Origin of the sequence: Psychrobacillus sp. NPDC096389, assembly GCF_044762855.1 — a bacterium.
In the GTDB taxonomy this organism is placed as follows: domain Bacteria; phylum Bacillota; class Bacilli; order Bacillales_A; family Planococcaceae; genus Psychrobacillus.
Genome location: NZ_JBIWFB010000003.1, coordinates 76,021 through 98,115, shown reverse-complemented (window position 1 = coordinate 98,115; position 22,095 = coordinate 76,021). Strand labels below are relative to the sequence as shown.

Genomic DNA, 22,095 nt, shown 5'->3' with positions numbered 1-22,095 from the left:
AAAGACTTTATCTCTTCGAGTAGCTTAACAAAAAATAACAATGCAAAATTCTAATAATTTGTGTTAAAATAAAATATCAGTCTATTTTAAGGTAAAATAAGTACATCTTATTTCAACTGGGAGAAGTGGCTGTACTTTTTATCAAGTAAGGTTGAAGAAATTTTTGGGGGATAGTAGAATGAAAAATTTAGTAGGTAAGTGGAACCGAATTAGTCTAGTGAAAAGGATTGTTATCGGTATTATTGTTGGTGTTATTTTAGCTTTAGCACTTCCGAATGCCGCAAGTGGGGTCACTATTCTAGGTTCTTTATTTGTCGGTGCATTAAAGGCGGTTGCACCAGTATTAGTATTATTTTTAGTGATGAACGCTATTGCCGGTCATAAAAGTGGTAAGAAGACGAACATGAAATCGATTCTTGTTCTTTATGCCCTTGGTACATTTTTAGCAGGGTTAGTCGCTGTAGTTGCAAGCTTCATGTTCCCAGTAACTTTGACTCTTACAACAGGGGCAGAAGATCTTGCGCCACCTGAAGGTATTGTAGAAGTTGTTCAAACATTATTATTTAACTTAGTTTCTAATCCGATAGATGCAATAATTAATGCGAACTATTTAGGTATATTAACGTGGGCAGTCGTGCTTGGACTAGCATTAAAAAGTGCAAGCCAAAATACGAAAGACATGTTAGGTAATTTTTCAGATGCAATTACTAAAGTAGTGCAATGGGTGATCAATTTAGCACCTATTGGTATTATGGGACTTGTATTTGATGCAATTGTAACAAGTGGCGTTTCTGCTCTAGTTGAATATGGTAGATTAATATTAATTTTAGTAGGTTGTATGCTGTTTATTGCACTTGTAGTACATCCGTTACTCGTATTTATATATACGCGAAAAAATCCATATCCACTAGTGTTTATGGTATTAAGAGAAAGCGGTATAACGGCATTCTTTACACGTAGTTCCGCTGCAAATATTCCAGTAAATATGAAATTATGTGAAAAACTTGGCTTAGATAAAGATACGTATGCGGTATCCATCCCTCTAGGTGCTACTATTAATATGGCTGGAGCAGCCGTTACAATTGCTGTGCTAACACTTGCAACAGTAACAACGCTTGGTATTGAAGTAGATTTTGTAACTGCACTTTTACTTTCTGTTGTAGCAGCTATCTCTGCTGCGGGTGCTTCAGGTGTTGCAGGTGGATCTCTTTTACTTATCCCGCTAGCATGTAATTTATTTGGCGTTCCAAATGATGTTGCCATGCAAGTTGTTGGTGTCGGTTTTATCATAGGGGTTATTCAAGACTCTTGTGAAACTGCACTAAATTCATCCTCTGATGTACTGTTCACAGCGGCAGCTGAAAAAGCTAAAAAACGTAGGGAAGGTAAAGTAGGTAGTGTAGCTTCTATCAATTCCTAAAATCCAGTTCAATAAAAATTTTGAAAGCCACGATTACCGAGAATCATTCGGTGATTGTGGCTTTTTCGTTGTGTTATGGTTTATCTTGCTTCAACATGGGTAACATTTAAGAAATAGTATTTGGACAAAATGAGGAATAAATGTATACTTAGTAAGTTGAATGGTCAGACGTTCAACCTTCTAATATTACATCTTTGTGGAGGCATTAAATTAAATGAATTATTTAATCTCAATCGTAGGCTTAATAGTTGTGCTAGGTCTTGCCTGGATTGCAAGTAACAATCGTAAAAAAATTAAAGTCAGACCAATTATCCAAATGCTTATTCTTCAAGTAATTTTAACTTTTTTATTACTAAATACAAAAGTTGGGTTAATCCTTATTTCGGGCATCGCAGCTGGCTTTGAAAAATTACTTGAATTCGCTAATGAAGGTATCAATTTTGTATTTGGTGGACTTGCGAACGAAGGACAAGCTCCTTTCTTCTTAGCAGCTCTAATGCCAATTGTATTCATTTCGGCTTTGATAGGAATCTTGCAGCATATTAAAGTGCTTCCATTCATTATGAAATGGATTGGCTGGGCAATCAGTAAAGTAAATGGCATGGGGAAATTGGAATCTTATAACGGAGTAGCATCTGCTATTGTTGGACAATCTGAAGTATTCATTACTGTGAAAAAACAGCTTGGACAATTGTCACCTCAACGTCTATACACACTTTCTGCATCAGCGATGTCTACTGTATCGATGTCTATTGTCGGTGCTTATATGACGATGATTGAACCGAGATATGTCGTGACGGCAATCGTAATTAATTTATTTGGAGGATTCATCATTGCTTCCATCATCAATCCATATACTGTAACCGAAGAAGAAGACTTACTTATCGTGCAATCAGAAAAACAAAGCTTCTTCGAAATGTTGGGCGAGTATATTTTAGATGGATTCAAAGTTGTAATCATAGTTGCGGCGATGCTAATTGGATTCGTTGCATTAATGGCAGGCGTAAATACTTTATTTGATATGATATTTGGTATCTCATTCCAAGAGATTATGGGATTTGTTTTTGCTCCATTTGCGATTTTAATGGGGATTCCTGTTGCAGAATCAGTAACAGCGGGAGGTATTATGGCTACCAAATTAGTGACAAACGAGTTTGTAGCGATGCTCTCACTAAATGAAGTTGCGTCAAGCTTAAGTGAACGTTCTATCGGAATAATTTCTGTGTTCCTTGTTTCCTTTGCAAACTTCTCTTCCATTGGAATCATCGCAGGTGCTGTTAAAGGTCTTCATGAAAAACAAGGGAACGTGGTAGCACGATTCGGCTTGAAACTTTTATACGGAGCAACTTTAGTTAGCGTATTATCCGCTATAATTGTGAGCTTTATCCTATAATTAGAAAAGAAGATCCGCTATTCGTAGTGGATCTTCTTTTTCATATCCAATTATCCAATGAACATAATATGCAAAAGCGAACCCTCTACTACTGGTAGAAGGTTTAGTAATTGAGGAATATTTCAGTTATAAACAGATTTTCGAAGGTGATGGTACAATAGGAATTCAGATAGATTAGAACGATGAAAGTCTAATTGAATAGAAAAACTATCAGAGGTGCTAATATGAATAAAAAATGGACGATTGAACAAATCAGAGATTATGTAGCAAAAAATTCAGAGAGTGAATTATTATCAAAAGAATATACAGGATTCTCGCAAAAACTACTGTTTAAATGTTCGTGTGGAAATGAATTTGAAAAAACTTTTACAAAATTTAAAGGTAGTAATCAGAGAAAATGTTCGAGCTGTCAAGAAGCTAGACCGTCTCGATGAATGTATGGATTACTTGAAGTTAATAGGCCATTCGCCAAAAAACAGACCAAAGCATTGAGCTGAGGTCTGTTTTCATTTGAATGCTATTAGTGAAGCAGAAATTCCTGGTTAATATTGCGTAAAAAAGGGCTCGGTTCACCTACGCTATATAATTGCAAGTAATGCATAGCTCTAGTGCAAGCAGTGTAGAACAATCTGCGAACACTTTCATCACAGTATAATTTTGCTGATGCATTATAAATAAGGACTGCGTCAAACTCTATGCCTTTTGCCAAATAGGCAGGGATGACGACCACGCCTTGCTCGTATTCAGTGGAGCCTTTCTTTATGAGCTTAAGATCATCCACATTGTTCAGTGCTTCGTATGCGATATTGCTCTCTGCAGCAGATTTGCATATGATTGCAATCGTATTATATTGCTGATTCCTAAGGTCTTCAATTTTGGAAGCGATGGAGCGATGTAACTCAGCATGGTCTACCACTTGTGTTAACACTGGAGGTTCTCCGTCGCGTTCAAAAGCAGTAATACTTTCACCGTTAGGTACGAGTTGACGGGTGAATTCGACGATTGGTTTGGTGGATCTATAGCTACGGGTCAAAGTGATTGTATCTGTTTCATCCGGCCCATATAAATCTGTGAGCGTGTGGAAATCACCAGTTTCACTTGCATGTGCGAATATAGCTTGGTTAAAGTCGCCAAGTACGGTCATTTTTGCAGCAGGAAATAAGCGTTTTAAAAACTCAAATTGAAAAGGTGAATAATCTTGGGCTTCGTCTACAATTACATGTTTGATTGAGCTATTCATCTGAAATCCTTGAATTAACTCTTTTAACAATAAAAACGGGGTAGCATCTTCGTAATAGAGTTTGCCTTCATCCAGCATTTTCACTGACAGTCCACAAATATCCTCCCAGTTCTCAGGTGTTTTTCCCTCTAGCCAAATATTGATCTGTGTTGGATCTGTGAAAAGCTGCTTGTAAATTCCCTTCATATGGATAAAATGAAGCGATTGAATATGTTTACGTAAGGATTTTAACCTTTTACGAACAATTAAGCGGGCAAGTGCTTCGGTTTCGCTATCATAATTTTCAAGCATGTCTTCTGTAAAACCTTGTTGTTTTTGTATCAGGGTACGAGCCTTTTGGTAATCTTCGTTGCTAAGTAGCTCAATTTCTTCTTGTACCCATGATTCATTTAGTGCGTCCGTCTCTATTTCAGCCATTTTCTTGTTTAGCCATTCCACTAAGTTCTCAATCCTATTATAAAAGCGAAGTGAGGTGTCGTAACTATAAAACTTTTTTGTAATTTGTTCAGCTGTAACGATTGATTTTCCTCTAAATTTAATTCCTTTGAATATCATGCCGGATAATTCTAGAGATTCCCTATAAGCTTTAATGACCTCGAAATAGAGAGGGGATGCCTTGAATCGAATGCTTGCAGTTCTCGTATGGTAAGTTGGGGTGTCCGATGCAGTCAGGACATATTCCAATTGTTCATAGCTATTCTCGACTTGAAATGTGTCGCTTAGTCGATGGTCCAAATAATCTTGGAATGTGACCTGCTGCATATTTTCTTCTCCGAGCTCAGGCAATACAGTAGATACGTAGCTGTTAAACATTGCATTAGGAGAAAATAAAATAATTTGATCGGCTCTTAAGTTTTCCCGATATTTGTACAGCAAATAAGCAATCCTTTGCATTGCTGCAGATGTTTTGCCGCTACCAGCAGCACCTGACACGATGAGTAAACGCTTATGATCATGTCGGATAATACGGTTTTGTTCTTGTTGAATGGTGGCTACTATACTGTGTAAATGTTTGTCTGTACCTTTCCCAAGAACTTGCTGTAAAATTTCGTCTCCAATTGTAAGGCTAGTATCAAACATCGATTCAATAATGCCTTTATGAATGATATATTGCCATTTTTGTTCCAACATACCTTGGATAATTCCTTCGGGTGTGTTGTATTTCGCAAGACCAGGCGAGGAATCGTAGTAGACACTTGAAATTGGCGCTCGCCAGTCGTAGATTAGGAAATTCTCCTCGCTAGCATCTCTAAGTGTAGAGACACCGATATAAATACGTTCTGCATTTGATGTTCCTTCTTCAGTGAAATCGATCCGACCGAAATAAGGTACCTCCTGCATACGACGCAGTGCAGATAACTGATTAAAGGCTTGTTTATGAGTGCTTTGTGTTATGGAAAGATTTTGAGCCTGTTGTCGCAAACTGATAATCGTCTCCAAGTAATCATCGAACGTATCTGTGTTTACTTTAACGTCATCCCAAAAGTTTTTTCGAAAAGCAACAACTTCATCACGGCGCCGAGTAGTTTCGCCTTCCAGCTTGCTGATTTGTTCCGTAATTGTTTCCATTACGCTGTTTAAGCGTTCTTGCTCCTGCTGAAATTCTGTAGCCATACCAAGCACTCCTTTAAAATGAAATAGTAGTTGACTGAATAAAAAACTTGATGTATAATGATAATAGGGAAATTATGAGTTGTTATACATCAAGTGTTTATCTATATTAATTTACCACATATTTGTGTTCCTATCAATATATTTAAAACGATTGCTATTGAACGTTTATTTATAAAGCCAAAAAACTACCATCACCAGGTACAGTCGGTGATGGTAGTTTTTTTATTCACTTATTGTAAGGAATCTTCTCTGCGTATCCTTCTTCGGAATAGTTATTCTTAATACTTCCTTGTGAAAAGTAGTTAGTGCTTCTTTTTCGGGAATTATAAATGGAAGGGAAACAATATGCTCTCTTCGTGAGTAAAATTGTCTTCTACCAGTATGCGTTTCATATTTTATTTCCTCTTGAAGAGAGTCCTCAATCTGAATTCTTAACCGGTTGCCGATAATTTCTAATTGAATCTGATTACGTTTGCAACCCGGCAATGCCACTTCCACGATCACTTCTGATTCAGTTTCATATGTGTTCATTTGCAAGGAATTAGGGAGCAGATGCGTATCTAAGTGACTAAAAAATTGAGTGAAAAAAGAATCCATTTGCTGTACTAAATTCCAAAATGGTTTATCGCTAAAACTAGCTTTTTCAACAAAGTAATCGTTTTTCTCTGTTGGCAAGTTGTCATCACCATTTACCATTTTCATGCCTCCTTCTTTTATTGATTCTCATGCATAAATTATGTAATCGCAAAAGAATGGTAGTGGGCTATAAGTATAGGTGTTAAAAAATCCTTTACTTTTTTATATTAATATGATTTAATTCAATATATCTAACAAATCGTAATGATTACTATTTGAGTTGGTGGTATTTTTTTGTTATGAAAGATCTTTATGAGGAGGAGCAAACATGAGAGTAAATATAACATTGGCTTGTACAGAGACTGGTGATCGCAATTATATTACAACGAAGAACAAACGTACCAACCCAGAACGTATTGAACTAAAGAAATATTGCCCACGTCTACGCAAAGTAACGCTTCACAGAGAAACAAAGTAAAAATTAGACATTACAGGAGGCATTATAATGGCAAAAAAATCGAAAGTAGTCAAAGACAAAAAACAGCGGGAATTAGTCATCCTATATGCAGAACTTCGTAAGGAATTAAAGGGAAAAGGGGACTATGCAGCGCTCAGCAAGCTGCCTAAAAACTCATCTCCTACACGTTTGAAAAATCGTTGTGAAGTAACTGGAAGACCAAGAGGGTATATGCGTAAATTCAATATGTCCAGAATCGCTTTCCGAGAATTAGCACATAAAGGGCAATTGCCAGGTGTAAAAAAATCGAGTTGGTGAATAGCTTAGCTCCTGATTATAGGACTTGGAAAGAAGGATAAGAAACGTGAGTAAGTTGAATGAGCGGCTTATGGAGTTTTTGTTACGAAGTGAAGTAGCAAAGCTTCCAGATGACAAAAGAGAATTTTATCAATTTATTGTAAACACAGAAGATCGTTTAGCCGAAAAGGCAGGGACCGTAGATGAATTTTGTCAGCTTTTGCTCAAGCATTCACCTTTTCACTTGGCGGTCTCCCGCTTTAACTTGCCGTACGATCAGGTTGTAAAATGGATGGAAGAAATAGATGGAGAGCTTCATGAAAAAATACAGGCTAGATGCCAAAAAGTAGAATGGATAGACTACACAAACCATTTTCCACAAGTAGAAGGCAAACGTGTTTTTTTATTTATGAATTAAAAATATTTAAATTATTAATCGTCAGGATGCAGGTTGTTTTGCATAAGTTCTTGTACTTTGCCAATCTGTTCTATAGATGCAAGCTCGGTCTTATACCAGCCTTTATTGCCCATTATCTCAAAGAGTCGATAATGGTTCGAGTTCGCATTTTCAAAACATTGCTTATAAATTTCCCGTAGTTGTTGATGGGTGGTCTCTAATAGAGTATTGCTGATGCTTCGACAACGTCCCTTCTCCAGTTCTAAACAAAGCTGGAGTATTTCTCGGTCTGTTAAACCGCGTTCTCCGATATTATTTGGCATATGAATCCACCTTTTGCTGTTATTGGATGTTGTTTGTTCGGTTGAAGTATTGGGAGAGTTCGGCAATTTTTAACTGGTGTTTTTCTGCCATCTCCTCAAGTGTATTTCTTAGCTCTTGGTCTTTGCATTGCGTTGCACACCAGTTAATCGTTTTTGCGATAATCACCTCAGCACGAATTTCATCTTCTATAAATGCCAATTCTTTTATAGTCAGAACAGTCATCTTATTTCACCTCCGAAGGAATATAAAGTTTATTTTATTGAAACCCTTATGGGAATGGCTTAATCTTTTAACTCTTAAATAATTGAAGACAATTCATATCTTTGAGCATGTTCCTTTTTAGTATGTAACAAAAAGAATGGAAAATACGATGTGTATGAAAGATTCTAAACAAATAACATTATATTCTCCCCAAAAAAGAGAGAGATAAAAACCAGACAAAGGTCTGGTTTTTAAATGTTCATATTAAGAAGATGCTTCTCATTCAGCTGTTTGACTCATCCGCTGTTTCTTGGACTTTTTAAAATAAAGCAATTCATAGATACAAGGGATGACAATCAACGTTAGTAAGGTTGCCATCGCTAACCCACCAATTACTACAATCGCAAGGCTTTGGGATACTAAGCTGCCTGTTTCAGATTGCTTCATTAATAGTGGAAGCATTGCACAAATAGTTGCGAGTGCCGTCATGAAGATTGGTCTCATTCTTGTTGCGGTTGCTTCTACAAGTGCATCGCGGATAATCATTTTTTGTTCGTTTTGTTTTACTCTGTCTAGTAATACAATCGCATTTGTTACGACGATACCGATAAGCATTAAGGCACCTAGAAGTGCTGTAATATCGACGGAAATACCGCTAATAAGAATTCCTAAGATGGCTCCAATTGCTGCAAGTGGTAACGAGCAAAGAATGGCAATCGGCGCTTTGATCGATTTAAATGTGATGACCATTATGAAAAATACAATCCCGATAGAAACAAGCATAATAAGGAATAAATCGGTAAAATCTTCTGCTTGTTGACTACTTGAACCGCCAATCAAAACGTCTACATTTTCTGGAATATCCATTCCTTTGTTATCCTTATCATCTCCGAAAATTTCTATATTAATAGCACTTGAAATTTCCGATAGTTTTGTAGAATCCACAGATGCAGATACTCGAAGATAGGCATCTCCGTCTTTATGGAACTGGCTCGTAGAACGTTCTTCGCTTTTTAAAGTAGCAATAGTTGAAACAGGTACAGGCCCAGATTCGGTCATGACTGGTATATTTTTCAAGTCTTCCGGTGTCTTAGTATCCAGAATAGGCTCTAAAAATACTGTTTTTTGTTGATTATTTAAATTGATTGTTCCTATTGGTGTTTTGTTTAGCATGACACTTAGTTGCCCTGCGATTTGTTCTGTATTTCCTTTTGAAGGATCTACTACAAGGGAGTGCACGGTTTTCTTTTCATCTTGATTGGTTGTAACTTTTTCGACGCCGTCTATAGTCTCCATTTTGTCTTTAATAGTTGTTGCCGTTTTTTCCAAATCGGTTAAATTTTCACCTACGACATCGATTGTAATTGTTGCGCTAGCTCCTCCCATCATAAAAGATGCTGCAGTAACTTCTAGTAGGGCGTCAGGATATTGGTCTTTCTTCTTTTCCATTTCTTTTACGATAAAGTCGGTATTCTTTTTATCGTGCAATAAAATGCTGAAAGATGCTTCTGTCGGAGATCCAACCCAGCCATATTGTGCAGCTTCTGCCGGAGAGCCTACTTGTGAAAATACATGTTGAACTTCATCCATTGCTAAAATAGAAGATTCGAGCTCGATTGTTTCATCTTTTATTTCATCGATAGGCGTGTCACTTGGGTAACTTAATGTAGCCACAACATAATCGGCAGAGGAGTTATCGACTGCTCCTTTTGGAATAGCAAAATAAGTACCGATAGAACCTATGAATAGAATGATTGAAATGACGAAAACAATCCATTTATGATTCAGTGACCATGTCACTACTTTTGGAAAACGAACAGCTGGTTTGTGTTCCGGAATTTTCGTGTTTTTCAATAATCCTGCACTCATTAAAGGTACTACCGTCAGTGCAACGATTAAAGATGCGAGTAAAGAATAGGTAACTGTTAAAGCGAATGGTAATAAGAATTCTTGAAGCCCACCATTTAATAAACTCATCGGCAAGAAAACGGCAACTGTTGTTAAAGTGGAAGCCGTAATTGCGACACCAACTTGTTTCGTTGCATCTATAATCATTTGAACAGAAAATTTCTCCGTTTGCATTTTGCGGAAAATATTTTCAATCACGACAATACTATCATCTACCAGACGTCCAACTGCAACAGCGACACCGCCAAGCGTTAATATGTTCAAAGTTACACCAGATAAGGACAGTAAAAATAAAGTGAAACAAAGAGATAAAGGAATAGAAACAATCGTGATAAAAGTTGTGCGGATGTTACGTAAGAAAAGCATGATGACAATTGTTGCAAAGAGTGCACCTAGTAATACTTCTTTTATCATCGTATGAACAGAATTTTCTACTAAATCAGAAGAGGATACGTAAATGACAGATTCCTGTTGTTCATACTTATCGTTGATTTTTTTCGTTACTTTTTCAATTTCTTTACTAATCGTTACTGCATTGGATTGGCTATCTTTTGTGATGCTAATGTCTAAGCTATCTTTTCCATTGAAACGACTCATGAAATTTGCATCTGTTGTTTCTTGAATGGTCGCTATATCTCCTAACGTTACATCAGGAGCTACTGTTAATCCTTTTAGTTTTTCAATACTTGTTACATCACCGATCACTTTAATATTGCTCGTTTTGCCATCGATCAATTTTTCTCCTACTGCAATAGAAGTGTTTTGGCCATTTAGAACTCCCAAAACTGCTTGAAGGGGGAGTTGGTGCTCAGCTAATTTTTCATCATTTATTTTGACTGAAATGATGGAGTCTGTAGTTCCGTATATATCGACATTCGAGACGCCTTTAATATCTTGATAGAGGGCACGTAATTCATTACGTGCAAAATCTATATTTTCAGCTGTTAGACCATCGTCAAAAGTGACCGCGATATTCACTATCGGGATCATAGAAGTATTCAGCTGGGAAATGATTGGTTTGGATACATAAGCAGGTAGAGCCACATTGTTCATCGCATCCATTACATCTTGTTTTGCTTGTTTCATATCATATCCTGCTTCAAAAAATAGATCTACTTGGGAAAATCCATCTCCGGTTTTAGAAAAGACAGATGTTTTTCCGTTCAAACCTGTAACTGCTCTTTCAATCGGAGTGGTGACTTCCGATTCCATTGTTTTGGAATCCGCCCCTTGCCCCATCGAAATAATGGTAACTTGCGGGTTATCAGCAGATGGTAAAAATTCCATAGGCAATCTAAAATAACTAACAACCCCAATTACTAATATCAATACTGTTAAAACAGTTATGGCGGCTTTGTTGCCAAAAGCCCACTTCGTGAATGTCGACATCGAAATAATTCCTCCTAGAAATAATGAATTCGTTTAATGAACTTGCATGATATAAAAGGTTTTGTGCATAATATTAAAAATTTTTTGGAAATTGAATGGGACAAAAAAACTCCTTTCTATTGTTTCAGTAGCATCTTCATTGTAGAAAATAGAAAAATGTTCCACATTGAACCTTAGAATTAATTTTATCTACGCCCTGAGACCTAGTGCTTGCGTTTAACTTAAAAAGTCACTGAATTGAAGTTTAGTTAATTGCGTTTGTAGTTACCCTAAGTGATATATAATTGAATAGACTAGAAAGTTTAAAACAAACAGGGGGTACTGCATATGAACTTTATTACATCATTATTTGATTCGCATTTTGACTTATATATAAGACTAGTGGTGGCAACGGTTGTCGGATTTTTTATTGGTTTAGAAAGAGCGATTAAAAATAAGCCAGCGGGAATCAGAACTCACATATTAGTATGTTTAGGTTCGACATTAGCAATGTCTTTATCTACTTTGAATCAAGGACCATATATGGACCCGATGCGATTAGCAGCCCAAGTAATTAGTGGAATTGGTTTTCTTGGTGCTGGCGTTATTTGGATTGATAAGGGGAATGTCAAACGTGGACTTACTACAGCTGCAAATCTTTGGATCACTGCTTGTGTCGGTTTGACAATAGGTTATGGAGCATATGATTTAGCGATTATCACAGCAATTTTAATGTTCATTGCGATGAACTTACCAAGGCTTGTGGTGAAAATGGGGATTTTGTCATCCAGAGAAAAAGATGATGATAGTGATGGGGAGTAACCGAATCGTTTAAATAGGATAAATGAAAATAGTAGTTATAGAATAGGGGATAAATACAGTGGAACAAAAAAATAGCCAAAATGGAAAATTAATCGATGAATGGATTACTCACTTCCGCCCTTTTACTTCACAAGGGAAAAATGCCTCCTACATACCAGCTTTAGAAAAGGCGAACTCGATGCATTTAGGAATAACCATCATAGAGCCTGATGGAAACGTTGTAAGATCCGGTGATTGGGAAGTAACATTTACGCTACAAAGCATTTCCAAAGTAATTAGTTTTATCGTTGCATGTATGCATTATGGTACTCCTTATGTTTTGGAGAGAGTTGATTTGGAACCAACAGGAGATCCTTTTGACTCGATTATTCGTTTAGAAATGCATAAGCATGGAAAACCATTTAATCCGATGATTAATGCAGGAGCCATCACGGTTTCTTCAATTCTTCCGGGGAAAACTCCAAAAGCAAAGTTAGAATCCGTATTAACCTTAATGGAGAAAATGGTGGGGAAACCATTTACTTATAATGAAGAAGTATTTCGCTCCGAATCGGAAACAGCAAATCGAAACAGAGCGCTCGCTTATTATTTAAAAGAAACAGGCTATTTGGAAATGGACGTAGAGGAAGCATTAGAAGTCTATTTGAAGCAATGCTCGATAGAAGTAAACACAGAAGACATTGCTTTGATGGGGTTAGTTTTAGCGAATGATGGATATCATCCTATTCGTAAAGAGCAAATTCTTCCGAAAGAAATTGCTAGATTAGCAAAGAGTCTAATGCTGACTTGTGGAGTCTATAATAATTCTGGTCGCTTCGCTGCATTCATTGGAATCCCAGCAAAGACTGGGGTGTCAGGTGGAATCATGGCAGCAGTGCCTCCACGTGCAAGACAAGAGGAATCTCCGCTACTACAAGGATGCGGGATAGGAATTTATGGACCGGCTATTGATGAGTATGGGAGTAGTGTAGCAGGAGTTTTATTACTAGAAAAAATAGCGAATACATGGGATTTGAGTATTTTTTAAAGTAGAAATTTAAAAGGCTCTATAAATTTTCTGATTTATAGGGCCTTATTCCTTTATGCCATCCTATTTAGTTGTTGATACCTTGTGGAAACAGTCGTATAATACTTAGTGGAACCAAGCTCTAAGAAAGTTTCCAAACATTCCAAACCCACGCACTGGTAATCTACCGTATTACCAAAACACAACTTTAATCATGCCGATTATATTTTTCTTCCATCTTCCATATACAAATGAATGATCCCATTCATCAACTTGCTTTCAAAATTGTTCGATTAGTAGTTACTTAACGAGAAAGAATATTTATTTGCCATTCTATGCGTATGTCCGTGTTACAAAAGATAAAAAACGTGTCACGAATTATGAGATCCAATTAAATAATGGGGGTAGCCAAATGCAAGATTCGTCATTAAAGAGATTTGGTGTTTCAATGGAGGGAAATTTGCTGAGGAAGTTTGACGATTTAGTCAAGCAGAAAGGTTATGAAAATCGTTCTGAAGCCGTTCGAGATCTTGTGCGAGATGCAATCGTTAAACAAACTTGGGAAGATAGTGAACAAATTATTGCGGGAAGTATTCTGTTGTTTTATAACCATCACCAACGAAATCTACTGGAAGAAATGACAAAAATTCAACATAGTGTTCACGATGTCATTCTTGCAACGACACACTTTCATTTGGATCATGATAGTTGCTTGGAACTAATTGTTGTAAAAGGAAAAGTAAAAGAAGTTCAAGAGTTAAGTAATAAGCTGACGAGTCTAAAAGGCGTCGGATACGGAAGTTTTACAGTGGCGCCTGTAGAACAAGTATAAATTTACAAGAATAATATCTAAAGGAGAATGGATATATGACAAAGAAATTTTTCGGGTTAATAATAGCAGTAGTAGTTTGTTCCATTCTATTGGCTGGTTGTTCCACATCTAAATCTAGTCAAGACAATGGTAACAATAAAGACAAGCCAAAAGACGAGCTTGTTTTAGCTTTTGGATCAGAACCTGAAACTGGTTTCGATCCAACTACTGGCTGGGGACGTTATGGTTCACCACTCTTCCAAAGTACTCTGTTAAAAAGAGATGACAAGCTAAATATCGTAAATGATTTAGCGACAAGTTATGAAGTAAGTGAAGACGGAAAAGTGTGGACAGTGAAATTACGCGATGATGTGAAATTCTCAGATGGCGAGCCATTAACAGCAGAAGATGTGAAATTTACATTCGAAACAGCAGCTGCTAGTGGATCTGTTATCGATTTAAATGGATTGGAGAAAGTAGAAGCTGTTGATAATACGACAGTGACCTTTACTTTAAAAGAAGTACAATCCACTTTTGTTAATAATCTAGTGGCAACAGGAATTGTACCAAAACATGCATATGATAAAAATTATGCGGAAAATCCAGTAGGATCAGGACCTTTTCAGCTCGTACAATGGGACAGAGGCCAGCAGATGATTGTTAAGGAAAATCCTGAATACTATGGGAAAAAACCTTATTTTAAAAAGGTAACTTTTGTGTTTTTAAATGAAGATGCTGCATTTGCTGCTGCACAAGCGGGCGAAGTAGATCTTGCTTATATACCTGCTGCATTTAGTAATAGAAAAGTGCCTGGTATGAAACTAGAAGCAGTTAAAACAGTGGACAACCGTGGGATTGTATTCCCTTATGTAAAATCAGGCGATGTTACGAAAGATGGTTTTCCGATTGGAAATGACGTAACAGCCGATCCAGCTATTCGTCATGCCATTAATATTGCGGTTGATCGAAAAGCTCTAATTGACGGTGTATTGGAAGGACAGGGAACGCCGGCTTACACTTCCGTTGATGGTCTTCCTTGGTGGAATCCGGATACAGTTATTAAAGATGCCGATTTAGATGGAGCACGTAAACTGCTAGAAGAAGCAGGCTGGAAAGATATAGATGGCGATGGAATTTTGGAAAAAGACTCTTTGAAAGCTGAATTTAGTCTATATTATTTGGCGGATGATGTAGTAAGACAATCTCTTGCGATTTCTGTTGCAGATATGATGAAACCTCTCGGTATAAATATCAAAGTAGAGGGTGGCAGTTGGGATGTTATTGGGCAGAAAATGTATTCAGAGGCTGTACTAATGGGATGGGGAAGTCATGACCCACATGAAATGTACAACATATACTCTAGCAATAATGCCGGAGTAGAGTACTACAATACAGGTTATTATAAAAATACCAAAGTAGATGAGTATTTTAAAGAGGCGCTTCAGGCTAAAAGTGAATCCGAGGCTATAGAATTTTGGCAAAAAGCACAATGGGATGGAACGACTGGTTTAAGTGCAAAAGGAGATGCTCCTTGGGCGTGGTTAGTCAACATTGATCACTTGTACTTAGTGAAAGATGGCTTAGATATTGGACAACAAAGAATCCATGTACATGGGCATGGATGGCCAGCTACAGATAATATTGCTGATTGGAAATGGAGTAAGTAAGTTGGGCAAAAATGTTGGTATAAAGATTGGAATCTTTCTATTATTGAAAGGTTTGAGAATGCTTTCATTATTAGTCGCTATCTGTTTAATCTCGTTCTTATTAATAAAAAACTCTCCGATTGATCCCATTCAAGCTTATATTGGGGCGGACATGTTAAAAGTAAGTCCAGAGCAACGAGAGAAGATAGCGGAATATTGGGGACTCGACAAACCAGTAATGGTGCAGTTTTTGAATTGGGGTTCTGCTTTACTGCAAGGAGATTTAGGCACTTCTATGACGTATCGTCGCCCTGTTGCGGATATAATTGGTGAACGATTTCTAAATTCACTTGTTTTAATGGTAACAGCATGGGTTTTATCAGGAATAATTGGGTTTATTATGGGTGTTGTATCCGCGATGAAAAAGGATACTTGGATTGACCGAATAATTAAATGGTACTGTTATACACTTGCATCAACGCCTACTTTTTGGATGGGACTTTTAATGCTGATTGTTTTTGCAGTTTGGCTCGGATGGTTTCCGATCGGACTAGGGGTGCCAGCTGGTGTACTAGCAGAAGATGTTACTTTAGCGGATCGCATAGAGCATCTTGTACTTCCAGCGATTACACTTAGTATAATTGGCGTTGCGAATGTAGCATTACATACGCGCCAGAAATTAATCGATGTTCTTTCGAGTGATTATGTGTTGTTTGCAAGAGCGAGAGGGGAACGAGGTTTCACTTTGTTTTGGAGACATGGGTTGCGAAATGTAGCTTTGCCTGCCATCACTTTACAATTTGCTGCGTTCAGTGAATTGTTTGGTGGTGCAGTGCTTGCTGAGCAGGTATTTTCTTACCCGGGTCTCGGCCAAGCGACAGTTGAAGCCGGTCTTAGAGGTGACGTTCCACTTTTATTGGGTTTAGTAATATTTAGTACGTTCTTTGTTTTTGCAGGAAATTTAATTGCCGATTTAATCTACTACATAGTAGATCCGAGAACGAGGGAGAGTAGAATGTTATGATTCCAAGTCTCAAAGTGAAAAGTAAAAATCAAAAGATGAAACTATTTTCTCTCAATCGAAGACAGAGAACGCTTTTTACAATTCTTTTCTTCGCTATTTTCTTAATAACGGTTGTTCTAGTTGGTGCGCTACTTGATAGGGATCGAATTGCTACGGATCTGATTGCACGGAATTTGGCACCTTCACTAGATCATCCCTTTGGTACTGACTGGTTAGGTAGAGATATGTTTACCAGGACGATAATGGGCCTTTCTTTAAGTATTGGGGTTGGACTGATTGGAGCAGTTGGTAGTACATTAATCGCTCTAATGCTCGGTATGGCTGCAGCAACAATGGGAAAAGTAGCAGATCGTGTGATTTCTTGGCTAATCGACCTTTTTCTAAGTGTGCCGCATCTAGTTACGCTTATTCTGATTGCCTTTACGTTGGGCGGAGGATTCAAAGGAATTGTCATGGGACTTATGCTAACCCATTGGCCAAGTTTAGCTCGGGTCATTAGAGCAGAAGTTATGCAAATTCGCTCAGCCGAATATGTGCAAATATCTCAGCAGATGGGGAAGTCCAGATGGTGGATTGCGATTCATCATATTCTTCCCCATTTGACACCGCAAGTTTTAATTGGCTTTATGTTGCTGTTTCCGCATGTGATTTTACATGAGGCTGCAGTGACTTTTATAGGTTTGGGGTTATCGCCACATGAACCAGCTATCGGGATTATTTTGTCAGAATCTATGAAGTATTTGTCTGCAGGTATGTGGTGGCTTGCCTTTTTCCCAGGACTTTGTTTACTCATTATCGTTCAGGCATTTGATCGAATTGGAGAAAATCTTAGATTACTAATAGACCCTACCAAAAGCAATGATTAATAGAAGGAGGGGAAATGATGCCTATCCTTGAAGTGGAAAATTTATCAATATCTTTTAACCAATACACAACTGGTTTAAAGCAGAAAAATATACAAGTTATTTCAAGTTTAAATGTCACGTTAGAAGAAGGAGAAATACTGGCAGTAGTAGGGGCCAGTGGTTCAGGTAAAAGCTTACTCGCTCATGCTATTCTTGGAATTCTCCCTAACAATGCAACAGTAAGTGGAACAATCAAATACGACGGGGAAGTGCTCACTACTTCACAGCAAGCTTCGTTACGTGGGAAAGAAATTGCACTTATTCCACAATCGACAAACTATTTAGACCCGCTTATGCGCGTAGGAAAGCAAGTTCGTACTTCCGTAAAAACTGGTGATGCTACTTTAGCACAACGAGCGGTTTTTAAACGACTTCACTTAAAACAAAGTGTAGAGAAAATGTTTCCTTTTCAGCTTTCTGGTGGAATGGCACGTAGAATGCTTCTATCGACCGCAATTGTAAGCGATGCGAAAGTAATTATTGCGGATGAACCTACACCTGGTCTAGACCCGGTTGTCATGAAAGAGGCATTAAGTAATTTCAGAGAATTTGCTGACAATGGATGTGCGGTGATGCTAATTACGCATGATATTGAATCTGCTTTAACAATCGCTGATAAAATTGCTGTGTTTTATGCAGGTACGACGGTAGAAGTAGCGCCTGTAGAAAATTTTAATGGGGATGGTGAGGCCTTGCGACATCCATACAGTAAAGCGCTATGGAGAGCATTGCCACAAAATGATTTTATCCCTATTCCTGGAACTCAACCCCATCCGAGTGCGTTGCCATCTGGTTGTCTGTTTGCACCACGTTGTATAAAGGCGACTGCGGCGTGTAGTGAACAACAACCGGCGATGCGTGAACTTCGTAATGGAATGGTGAGGTGTATCCATGCAACTTGAAGCGAAAAATGTTGGATTTCGATATGGCAAAGGACCGTGGTTGTTTCAAAATTTCAATCTAACGGTGGAACCAGGAGAAATTGTAGGACTCACAGGACCTAGTGGACGTGGTAAAACAACTTTTTGTCGAATCTTATCGGGATATCAAAAGCCCTTGGAAGGAAGTATTACCATAGGCGGTTTGCCAGTATCTACTAAAGGAATTCATCCAGTACAATTAGTTTTCCAACATCCAGAAAAAGCAGTAAATCCACGCTGGAGAATGGAAAAAGTGCTGAATGAAGGAGGAAGACCTGATCAAGGACTGCTCGATTTATTAGGAATTAAGCAAGAATGGCTCTCGCGGTATCCAAACGAGTTATCCGGAGGAGAATTGCAACGATTTTGTGTAGCAAGAGCATTGGGTTCACACACTCGTTATCTCATTGCCGATGAAATGACAACTATGCTCGATGCCATCACACAAGCCCAACTTTGGCATGCCGTTCTTGAAATTGCAAAAGAAAGGGATATGGGGATTATTGTAGTCAGTCATGAAGCTAAGCTTGTTCAGAGACTTTGTAATCGAGTGATTGCATTAACTGATGCAGATTAAGTGACTAAAGTAGATTTAAAAGAATTTAGCTTATTAGGTAAAAAGATATATATTGATTGATTTTATTTTAATATGTCAATAAATTAACAAGCCGTTCTAACGTGAAAACGTTGGAGCGGCTTGTTTTTGCTTAAATAGAACTTGTCTTATAAATTATTTTTCTTAGTTCTTTTTTAGTACCAAACGATAATATACTAATTTCAATAGCACATATTTAACTATGTAAAGGAGACCATGCATTGGAAAGTATGAAAGAAGTTGTGCTTTCGGAATCAGTCCATAATTTCTATTCCCGCTTCGGTAAAAGAATCGCCGATATCATGGCTAGTATTATCCTTCTACTACTCTTTGCCCCATTACTTTTATTATTTTCGATTCTTGCATTGTTACTTTCAGGTAGGCCTATTTTTTTTAGGCAAATTAGAAGTGGTATAAATAATACGTCTTTTTTAATTTGGAAATTCCGAACGATGCAACCAATAATGGATGAGTCTAGCAGTCATCAATATGAATGGGGAAATGGCGTTCCAAAAGACTTTTCTTTTGTAAAACCAATAGATCAAGAAGTGACGAAAATTGGAAAAATATATAGGAAGTATAGCATTGATGAATTTCCTCAGTTATGGAATGTGCTAAAAGGTGATATGAGTTTTGTCGGGCCAAGACCGGAGATGGTTGAAATTACGAGTCATTATTCGGAAGAGCAGAAGAAGCGATTACGAGTAAAACCCGGTATAACAGGCTATGCACAAATAAATGGACGTTCCGAAATAAGTCATGGTCAAAAAATGGAGTTGGATCGATATTATGTGGAAAATTGCTCCCTAGCTTTAGACATAAAAATCATAGCTCGTACCATATTATTAGTTATTCGGGGGAAGGGGGCGTATTAGATTCGTGATTGTTGATATTCATAACCATATATTACCGGGACTGGATGACGGAGCTCAGACGATGGAGGACGCGATATTACTAGCGGCTAATGCAGTAGAAAATGGTGTAACACATATTATTGCAACACCGCATCATAATGAGAAATATTGGAACGATCCAAAACAAATAAAAGAAGCGGTATTAAATCTAACTAGAGAAATAGCTTTGAAAAAAATTCCTATAAAAATCTTACCGGGACAAGAAATTAATTTTTATAATGGAATGCACGGAGATATCGGAGATCAATTATTAACGCTAGCTAATAGTGGAAAATATATTTTAATAGAGTTTCCTAATTATCAATTGCCTTCTTTTTTGTTTGATATTCTTTTTCAAATACAATTAAAAGGTTTTATTCCTATTATTGTACATCCGGAAAGAAATCTAGTACTCCGAAAAAATAAACAGTTGGTGTATGAATTAGTAACAAAGGGGGCTTTGATCCAAATTACAGCATCCAGTTTGATAGGCGTAGATGGATTTAAAATAAAAAAATACACAAGAGATTTATTAAATCATAATTTAGTACATTTCATATCATCCGATTCACATCATCATTTATCTCGTCCTTTTTTGTTAAAGGAAGCGTATCAATATGTACAGAAAAAATTTTCAGAAAAACTGCTAACTTATTTTATTGAAAATGCAAAACATGTCCTCTTTGGCACAGAATTTCAACCCCTGACACCTATTGGTTTCAAAAAAGTGAGTAATTAGAAATATCCTCCTAACCAAATTAAGCGCTCCTATCTAACATTCATACGGAAAAAATCTAATAGAAGGAGGAGGAATTCGTATGGAAGATAAAATGAGCATTCATGACTTGTTCAAAGCAATAAAAAAAAGACTAGCACTTATTATAAGTGTTTTTCTAATAATAGTGACTGTGATTACTTTAATCAGTTACTTCTATTGGCCGCCAACTTACGAAGCTTCCACACAAATATTAATAAATCAAAAGGCATTTGAGAAAGAACAATTAAATACACAAGATATCCAAACGAATCTTCAGTTAATCAACACATATAACGTCATTATTAAAAGTCCAGTTATTTTATCTGAAGTAATTACCAACTTAAATTTAGATACAACTCCAGATTTACTTACTAATAAGATTTCTTTAATTAGTGAACAAAATTCACAGGTCGTAAATGTGATCGTAGAAGATCAAGAACTAAAAAAAGCTGTGGAAATTGCTAATATGACAGCAAAGGTATTTCAAGAAGAAATTAGTGTTCTTATGAATGTCGATAATGTAACGATACTCTCCCCAGCACTGGATAAAGAATATATAAAGCCTATTTCACCAAATATTCCTTTAAATGTAGTAATAGCAGCAGTAATTGGCTTAATAATTGGAGTTGGAATTACGTTCATAATGGAATATTTCGATACTACAGTTAAAACGGAAATGGACATTCAAGAATTAGTGGGAATTCCGGTTCTTGGCCTCATAAGTCCGATTACCCAAAAGACATCGAAGAAATTGAAAAGGGGCAAAAAGACAAGTGTTTAAGAAGACAAAGCAGAATCGGACGGGCAGGAAACTTGTGACAAGCAACTATTCTAAATCAATCGTATCCGAGCAATTTAGGACGATTCGGTCAAATATTAAATTCTCTATGAAGGACAAGGAATTTGGAACATTACTAGTCACTTCATCTTCTGTGGGCGAAGGTAAATCCACCATTGCTGCAAACATCGCTATTGCATTTGCTCAAGATGGAAAAAATGTTCTCTTAATAGATGCAGATTTGAGAAAACCAACTATGCATTATACTTTTAATCTTTTTATTTCCCCGGGTTTTACAAACTTACTTATGAGCAATTGGGCGTTTGAAGATATAGTAAAAGAATCGGGGATAAAGGGATTAAAAATAATAACTTGTGGGCCAATCCCATCGAATCCAGCTGAACTTCTTGGATCTAATTCAATGGATAAATTTATGAAAGAAATGAAAGAAAGATTTGATATTGTCATTTTGGATGCGCCTCCACTCCTATCGGTAGCTGATGCTCAGATTTTAGCTGAAAAATGTGATGGGACAATTGTAGTTGTTAGTTCTGGATTTACACAGCGGAAAAACATTTTAAAAGCTAAGGAAGTTCTTCTTTATTCTAAAGCAAAGACTATCGGGGTTATTCTTAATAACTTTAAACTTGAGAAGGATCATTATTATTACGATTATTATATTGAAACAGAGTAAAAAAATGTATTCTTCTTTTTTCATTTTCTTTTAAGAATACAAGAAAGGA

At 37.1% G+C, this 22,095-nt stretch carries 23 protein-coding genes; 18 read left to right on the top strand and 5 right to left on the bottom strand.

What is annotated here, in order from left to right:
• Nucleotides 1–178: 178 nt before the first annotated feature.
• From sstT to ACIQ38_RS09830, 3 genes are all read left to right on the top strand, one after another.
• Entirely contained in the window at nucleotides 179–1,420 is a 1,242-nt protein-coding gene (sstT, locus tag ACIQ38_RS09840) for a serine/threonine transporter SstT (protein ID WP_402821666.1), read from the top strand.
• Nucleotides 1,421–1,634: 214 nt separating this feature from the next.
• Nucleotides 1,635–2,813 (top strand): NupC/NupG family nucleoside CNT transporter, encoded by a 1,179-nt coding sequence (locus tag ACIQ38_RS09835; protein ID WP_402821660.1) that lies wholly within the window; start codon nucleotides 1,635–1,637, stop codon nucleotides 2,811–2,813.
• 224 nt (nucleotides 2,814–3,037) lie between these two features.
• Nucleotides 3,038–3,247 (top strand): hypothetical protein, encoded by a 210-nt coding sequence (locus ACIQ38_RS09830; protein ID WP_402821657.1) that lies wholly within the window; start codon nucleotides 3,038–3,040, stop codon nucleotides 3,245–3,247.
• An 86-nt stretch (nucleotides 3,248–3,333) separates the two neighbouring features.
• On the opposite strand, the gene helD is transcribed toward ACIQ38_RS09830, so the two are convergent.
• Both helD and ACIQ38_RS09820 read right to left on the bottom strand, forming a co-directional pair.
• Nucleotides 3,334–5,667 (bottom strand): RNA polymerase recycling motor HelD, encoded by a 2,334-nt coding sequence (helD, locus tag ACIQ38_RS09825; protein ID WP_402821654.1) that lies wholly within the window; start codon nucleotides 5,665–5,667, stop codon nucleotides 3,334–3,336.
• A 222-nt stretch (nucleotides 5,668–5,889) separates the two neighbouring features.
• Nucleotides 5,890–6,363, bottom strand: coding sequence for an Hsp20/alpha crystallin family protein (locus ACIQ38_RS09820; protein WP_402821651.1), 474 nt, complete (start codon nucleotides 6,361–6,363; stop codon nucleotides 5,890–5,892).
• A 208-nt stretch (nucleotides 6,364–6,571) separates the two neighbouring features.
• Here ACIQ38_RS09820 and rpmG point away from each other — a divergent pair, with 208 nt between their 5' ends.
• Genes rpmG through ACIQ38_RS09805 form a run of 3 tightly spaced genes read left to right on the top strand, consistent with a single transcriptional unit; the run spans nucleotide 6,572 to nucleotide 7,415 of the window.
• On the top strand, nucleotides 6,572–6,721 hold the full coding sequence (gene rpmG, locus ACIQ38_RS09815; protein ID WP_142540081.1) for a 50S ribosomal protein L33: 150 nt from the start codon (nucleotides 6,572–6,574) through the stop codon (nucleotides 6,719–6,721).
• A gap of 27 nt (nucleotides 6,722–6,748) precedes the next feature.
• Entirely contained in the window at nucleotides 6,749–7,018 is a 270-nt protein-coding gene (gene rpsN / locus ACIQ38_RS09810; protein WP_402821648.1) for a 30S ribosomal protein S14, read from the top strand.
• Nucleotides 7,019–7,064: 46 nt separating this feature from the next.
• Nucleotides 7,065–7,415 carry a hypothetical protein gene (locus tag ACIQ38_RS09805; protein WP_402821645.1) on the top strand — a complete coding sequence of 117 codons (351 nt, stop codon included), beginning with the start codon at nucleotides 7,065–7,067 and terminating at the stop codon, nucleotides 7,413–7,415.
• Between the two features lie 14 nt (nucleotides 7,416–7,429).
• Here ACIQ38_RS09805 and ACIQ38_RS09800 read toward each other — a convergent pair whose 3' ends face one another.
• The 3 genes from ACIQ38_RS09800 to ACIQ38_RS09790 form a co-directional block, all read right to left on the bottom strand.
• Entirely contained in the window at nucleotides 7,430–7,717 is a 288-nt protein-coding gene (locus tag ACIQ38_RS09800) for a spore coat protein (protein WP_402821642.1), read from the bottom strand.
• A 19-nt stretch (nucleotides 7,718–7,736) separates the two neighbouring features.
• Entirely contained in the window at nucleotides 7,737–7,940 is a 204-nt protein-coding gene (locus ACIQ38_RS09795) for a hypothetical protein (protein WP_402821639.1), read from the bottom strand.
• A gap of 258 nt (nucleotides 7,941–8,198) precedes the next feature.
• Nucleotides 8,199–11,216 (bottom strand): efflux RND transporter permease subunit, encoded by a 3,018-nt coding sequence (locus ACIQ38_RS09790; RefSeq protein WP_402821636.1) that lies wholly within the window; start codon nucleotides 11,214–11,216, stop codon nucleotides 8,199–8,201.
• Between the two features lie 327 nt (nucleotides 11,217–11,543).
• On the opposite strand from ACIQ38_RS09790, the gene ACIQ38_RS09785 reads away from it, so the two are divergent.
• The 12 genes from ACIQ38_RS09785 (at nucleotide 11,544) to ACIQ38_RS09730 (ending at nucleotide 22,046) form a co-directional block, all read left to right on the top strand.
• Nucleotides 11,544–12,017, top strand: a complete 474-nt coding sequence (locus ACIQ38_RS09785; protein ID WP_402821633.1) for an MgtC/SapB family protein — start codon at nucleotides 11,544–11,546, stop codon at nucleotides 12,015–12,017.
• 49 nt (nucleotides 12,018–12,066) lie between these two features.
• On the top strand, nucleotides 12,067–13,044 hold the full coding sequence (locus ACIQ38_RS09780) for a glutaminase (RefSeq protein WP_402822537.1): 978 nt from the start codon (nucleotides 12,067–12,069) through the stop codon (nucleotides 13,042–13,044).
• Between the two features lie 391 nt (nucleotides 13,045–13,435).
• A complete protein-coding gene (nikR, locus tag ACIQ38_RS09775) occupies nucleotides 13,436–13,855 on the top strand; it encodes a nickel-responsive transcriptional regulator NikR (RefSeq protein WP_142609162.1) in 420 nt (139 codons plus the stop codon).
• A gap of 35 nt (nucleotides 13,856–13,890) precedes the next feature.
• Entirely contained in the window at nucleotides 13,891–15,501 is a 1,611-nt protein-coding gene (locus tag ACIQ38_RS09770) for an ABC transporter substrate-binding protein (RefSeq protein ID WP_402821628.1), read from the top strand.
• Nucleotides 15,476–16,504: an ABC transporter permease gene (locus tag ACIQ38_RS09765; protein WP_402822534.1), complete on the top strand. Its 1,029-nt coding sequence runs from the start codon at nucleotides 15,476–15,478 to the stop codon at nucleotides 16,502–16,504. Before ACIQ38_RS09770 ends, ACIQ38_RS09765 begins: the two co-directional genes overlap by 26 nt.
• On the top strand, nucleotides 16,501–17,370 hold the full coding sequence (locus tag ACIQ38_RS09760; RefSeq protein WP_402821625.1) for an ABC transporter permease: 870 nt from the start codon (nucleotides 16,501–16,503) through the stop codon (nucleotides 17,368–17,370). Before ACIQ38_RS09765 ends, ACIQ38_RS09760 begins: the two co-directional genes overlap by 4 nt.
• Nucleotides 17,371–17,387: 17 nt before the next feature.
• On the top strand, nucleotides 17,388–18,311 hold the full coding sequence (locus tag ACIQ38_RS09755) for an ABC transporter ATP-binding protein (protein WP_402821622.1): 924 nt from the start codon (nucleotides 17,388–17,390) through the stop codon (nucleotides 18,309–18,311).
• Nucleotides 18,301–18,906, top strand: coding sequence for an ABC transporter ATP-binding protein (locus ACIQ38_RS09750; RefSeq protein ID WP_402821619.1), 606 nt, complete (start codon nucleotides 18,301–18,303; stop codon nucleotides 18,904–18,906). Before ACIQ38_RS09755 ends, ACIQ38_RS09750 begins: the two co-directional genes overlap by 11 nt.
• 248 nt (nucleotides 18,907–19,154) lie before the next feature.
• Nucleotides 19,155–19,799 (top strand): sugar transferase, encoded by a 645-nt coding sequence (locus ACIQ38_RS09745; protein ID WP_402822532.1) that lies wholly within the window; start codon nucleotides 19,155–19,157, stop codon nucleotides 19,797–19,799.
• A gap of 4 nt (nucleotides 19,800–19,803) precedes the next feature.
• Nucleotides 19,804–20,556, top strand: a complete 753-nt coding sequence (locus tag ACIQ38_RS09740; protein ID WP_402821616.1) for a tyrosine-protein phosphatase — start codon at nucleotides 19,804–19,806, stop codon at nucleotides 20,554–20,556.
• A 79-nt stretch (nucleotides 20,557–20,635) separates the two neighbouring features.
• Nucleotides 20,636–21,355, top strand: coding sequence for a YveK family protein (locus ACIQ38_RS09735; RefSeq protein WP_402821614.1), 720 nt, complete (start codon nucleotides 20,636–20,638; stop codon nucleotides 21,353–21,355).
• The gene (locus ACIQ38_RS09730) at nucleotides 21,348–22,046 is read left to right on the top strand and encodes a CpsD/CapB family tyrosine-protein kinase (RefSeq protein ID WP_402821611.1); all 699 of its coding nucleotides are present in this window, start codon (nucleotides 21,348–21,350) and stop codon (nucleotides 22,044–22,046) included. The genes ACIQ38_RS09735 and ACIQ38_RS09730 overlap by 8 nt, the downstream gene beginning before the upstream one ends.
• Nucleotides 22,047–22,095: the final 49 nt, after the last annotated feature.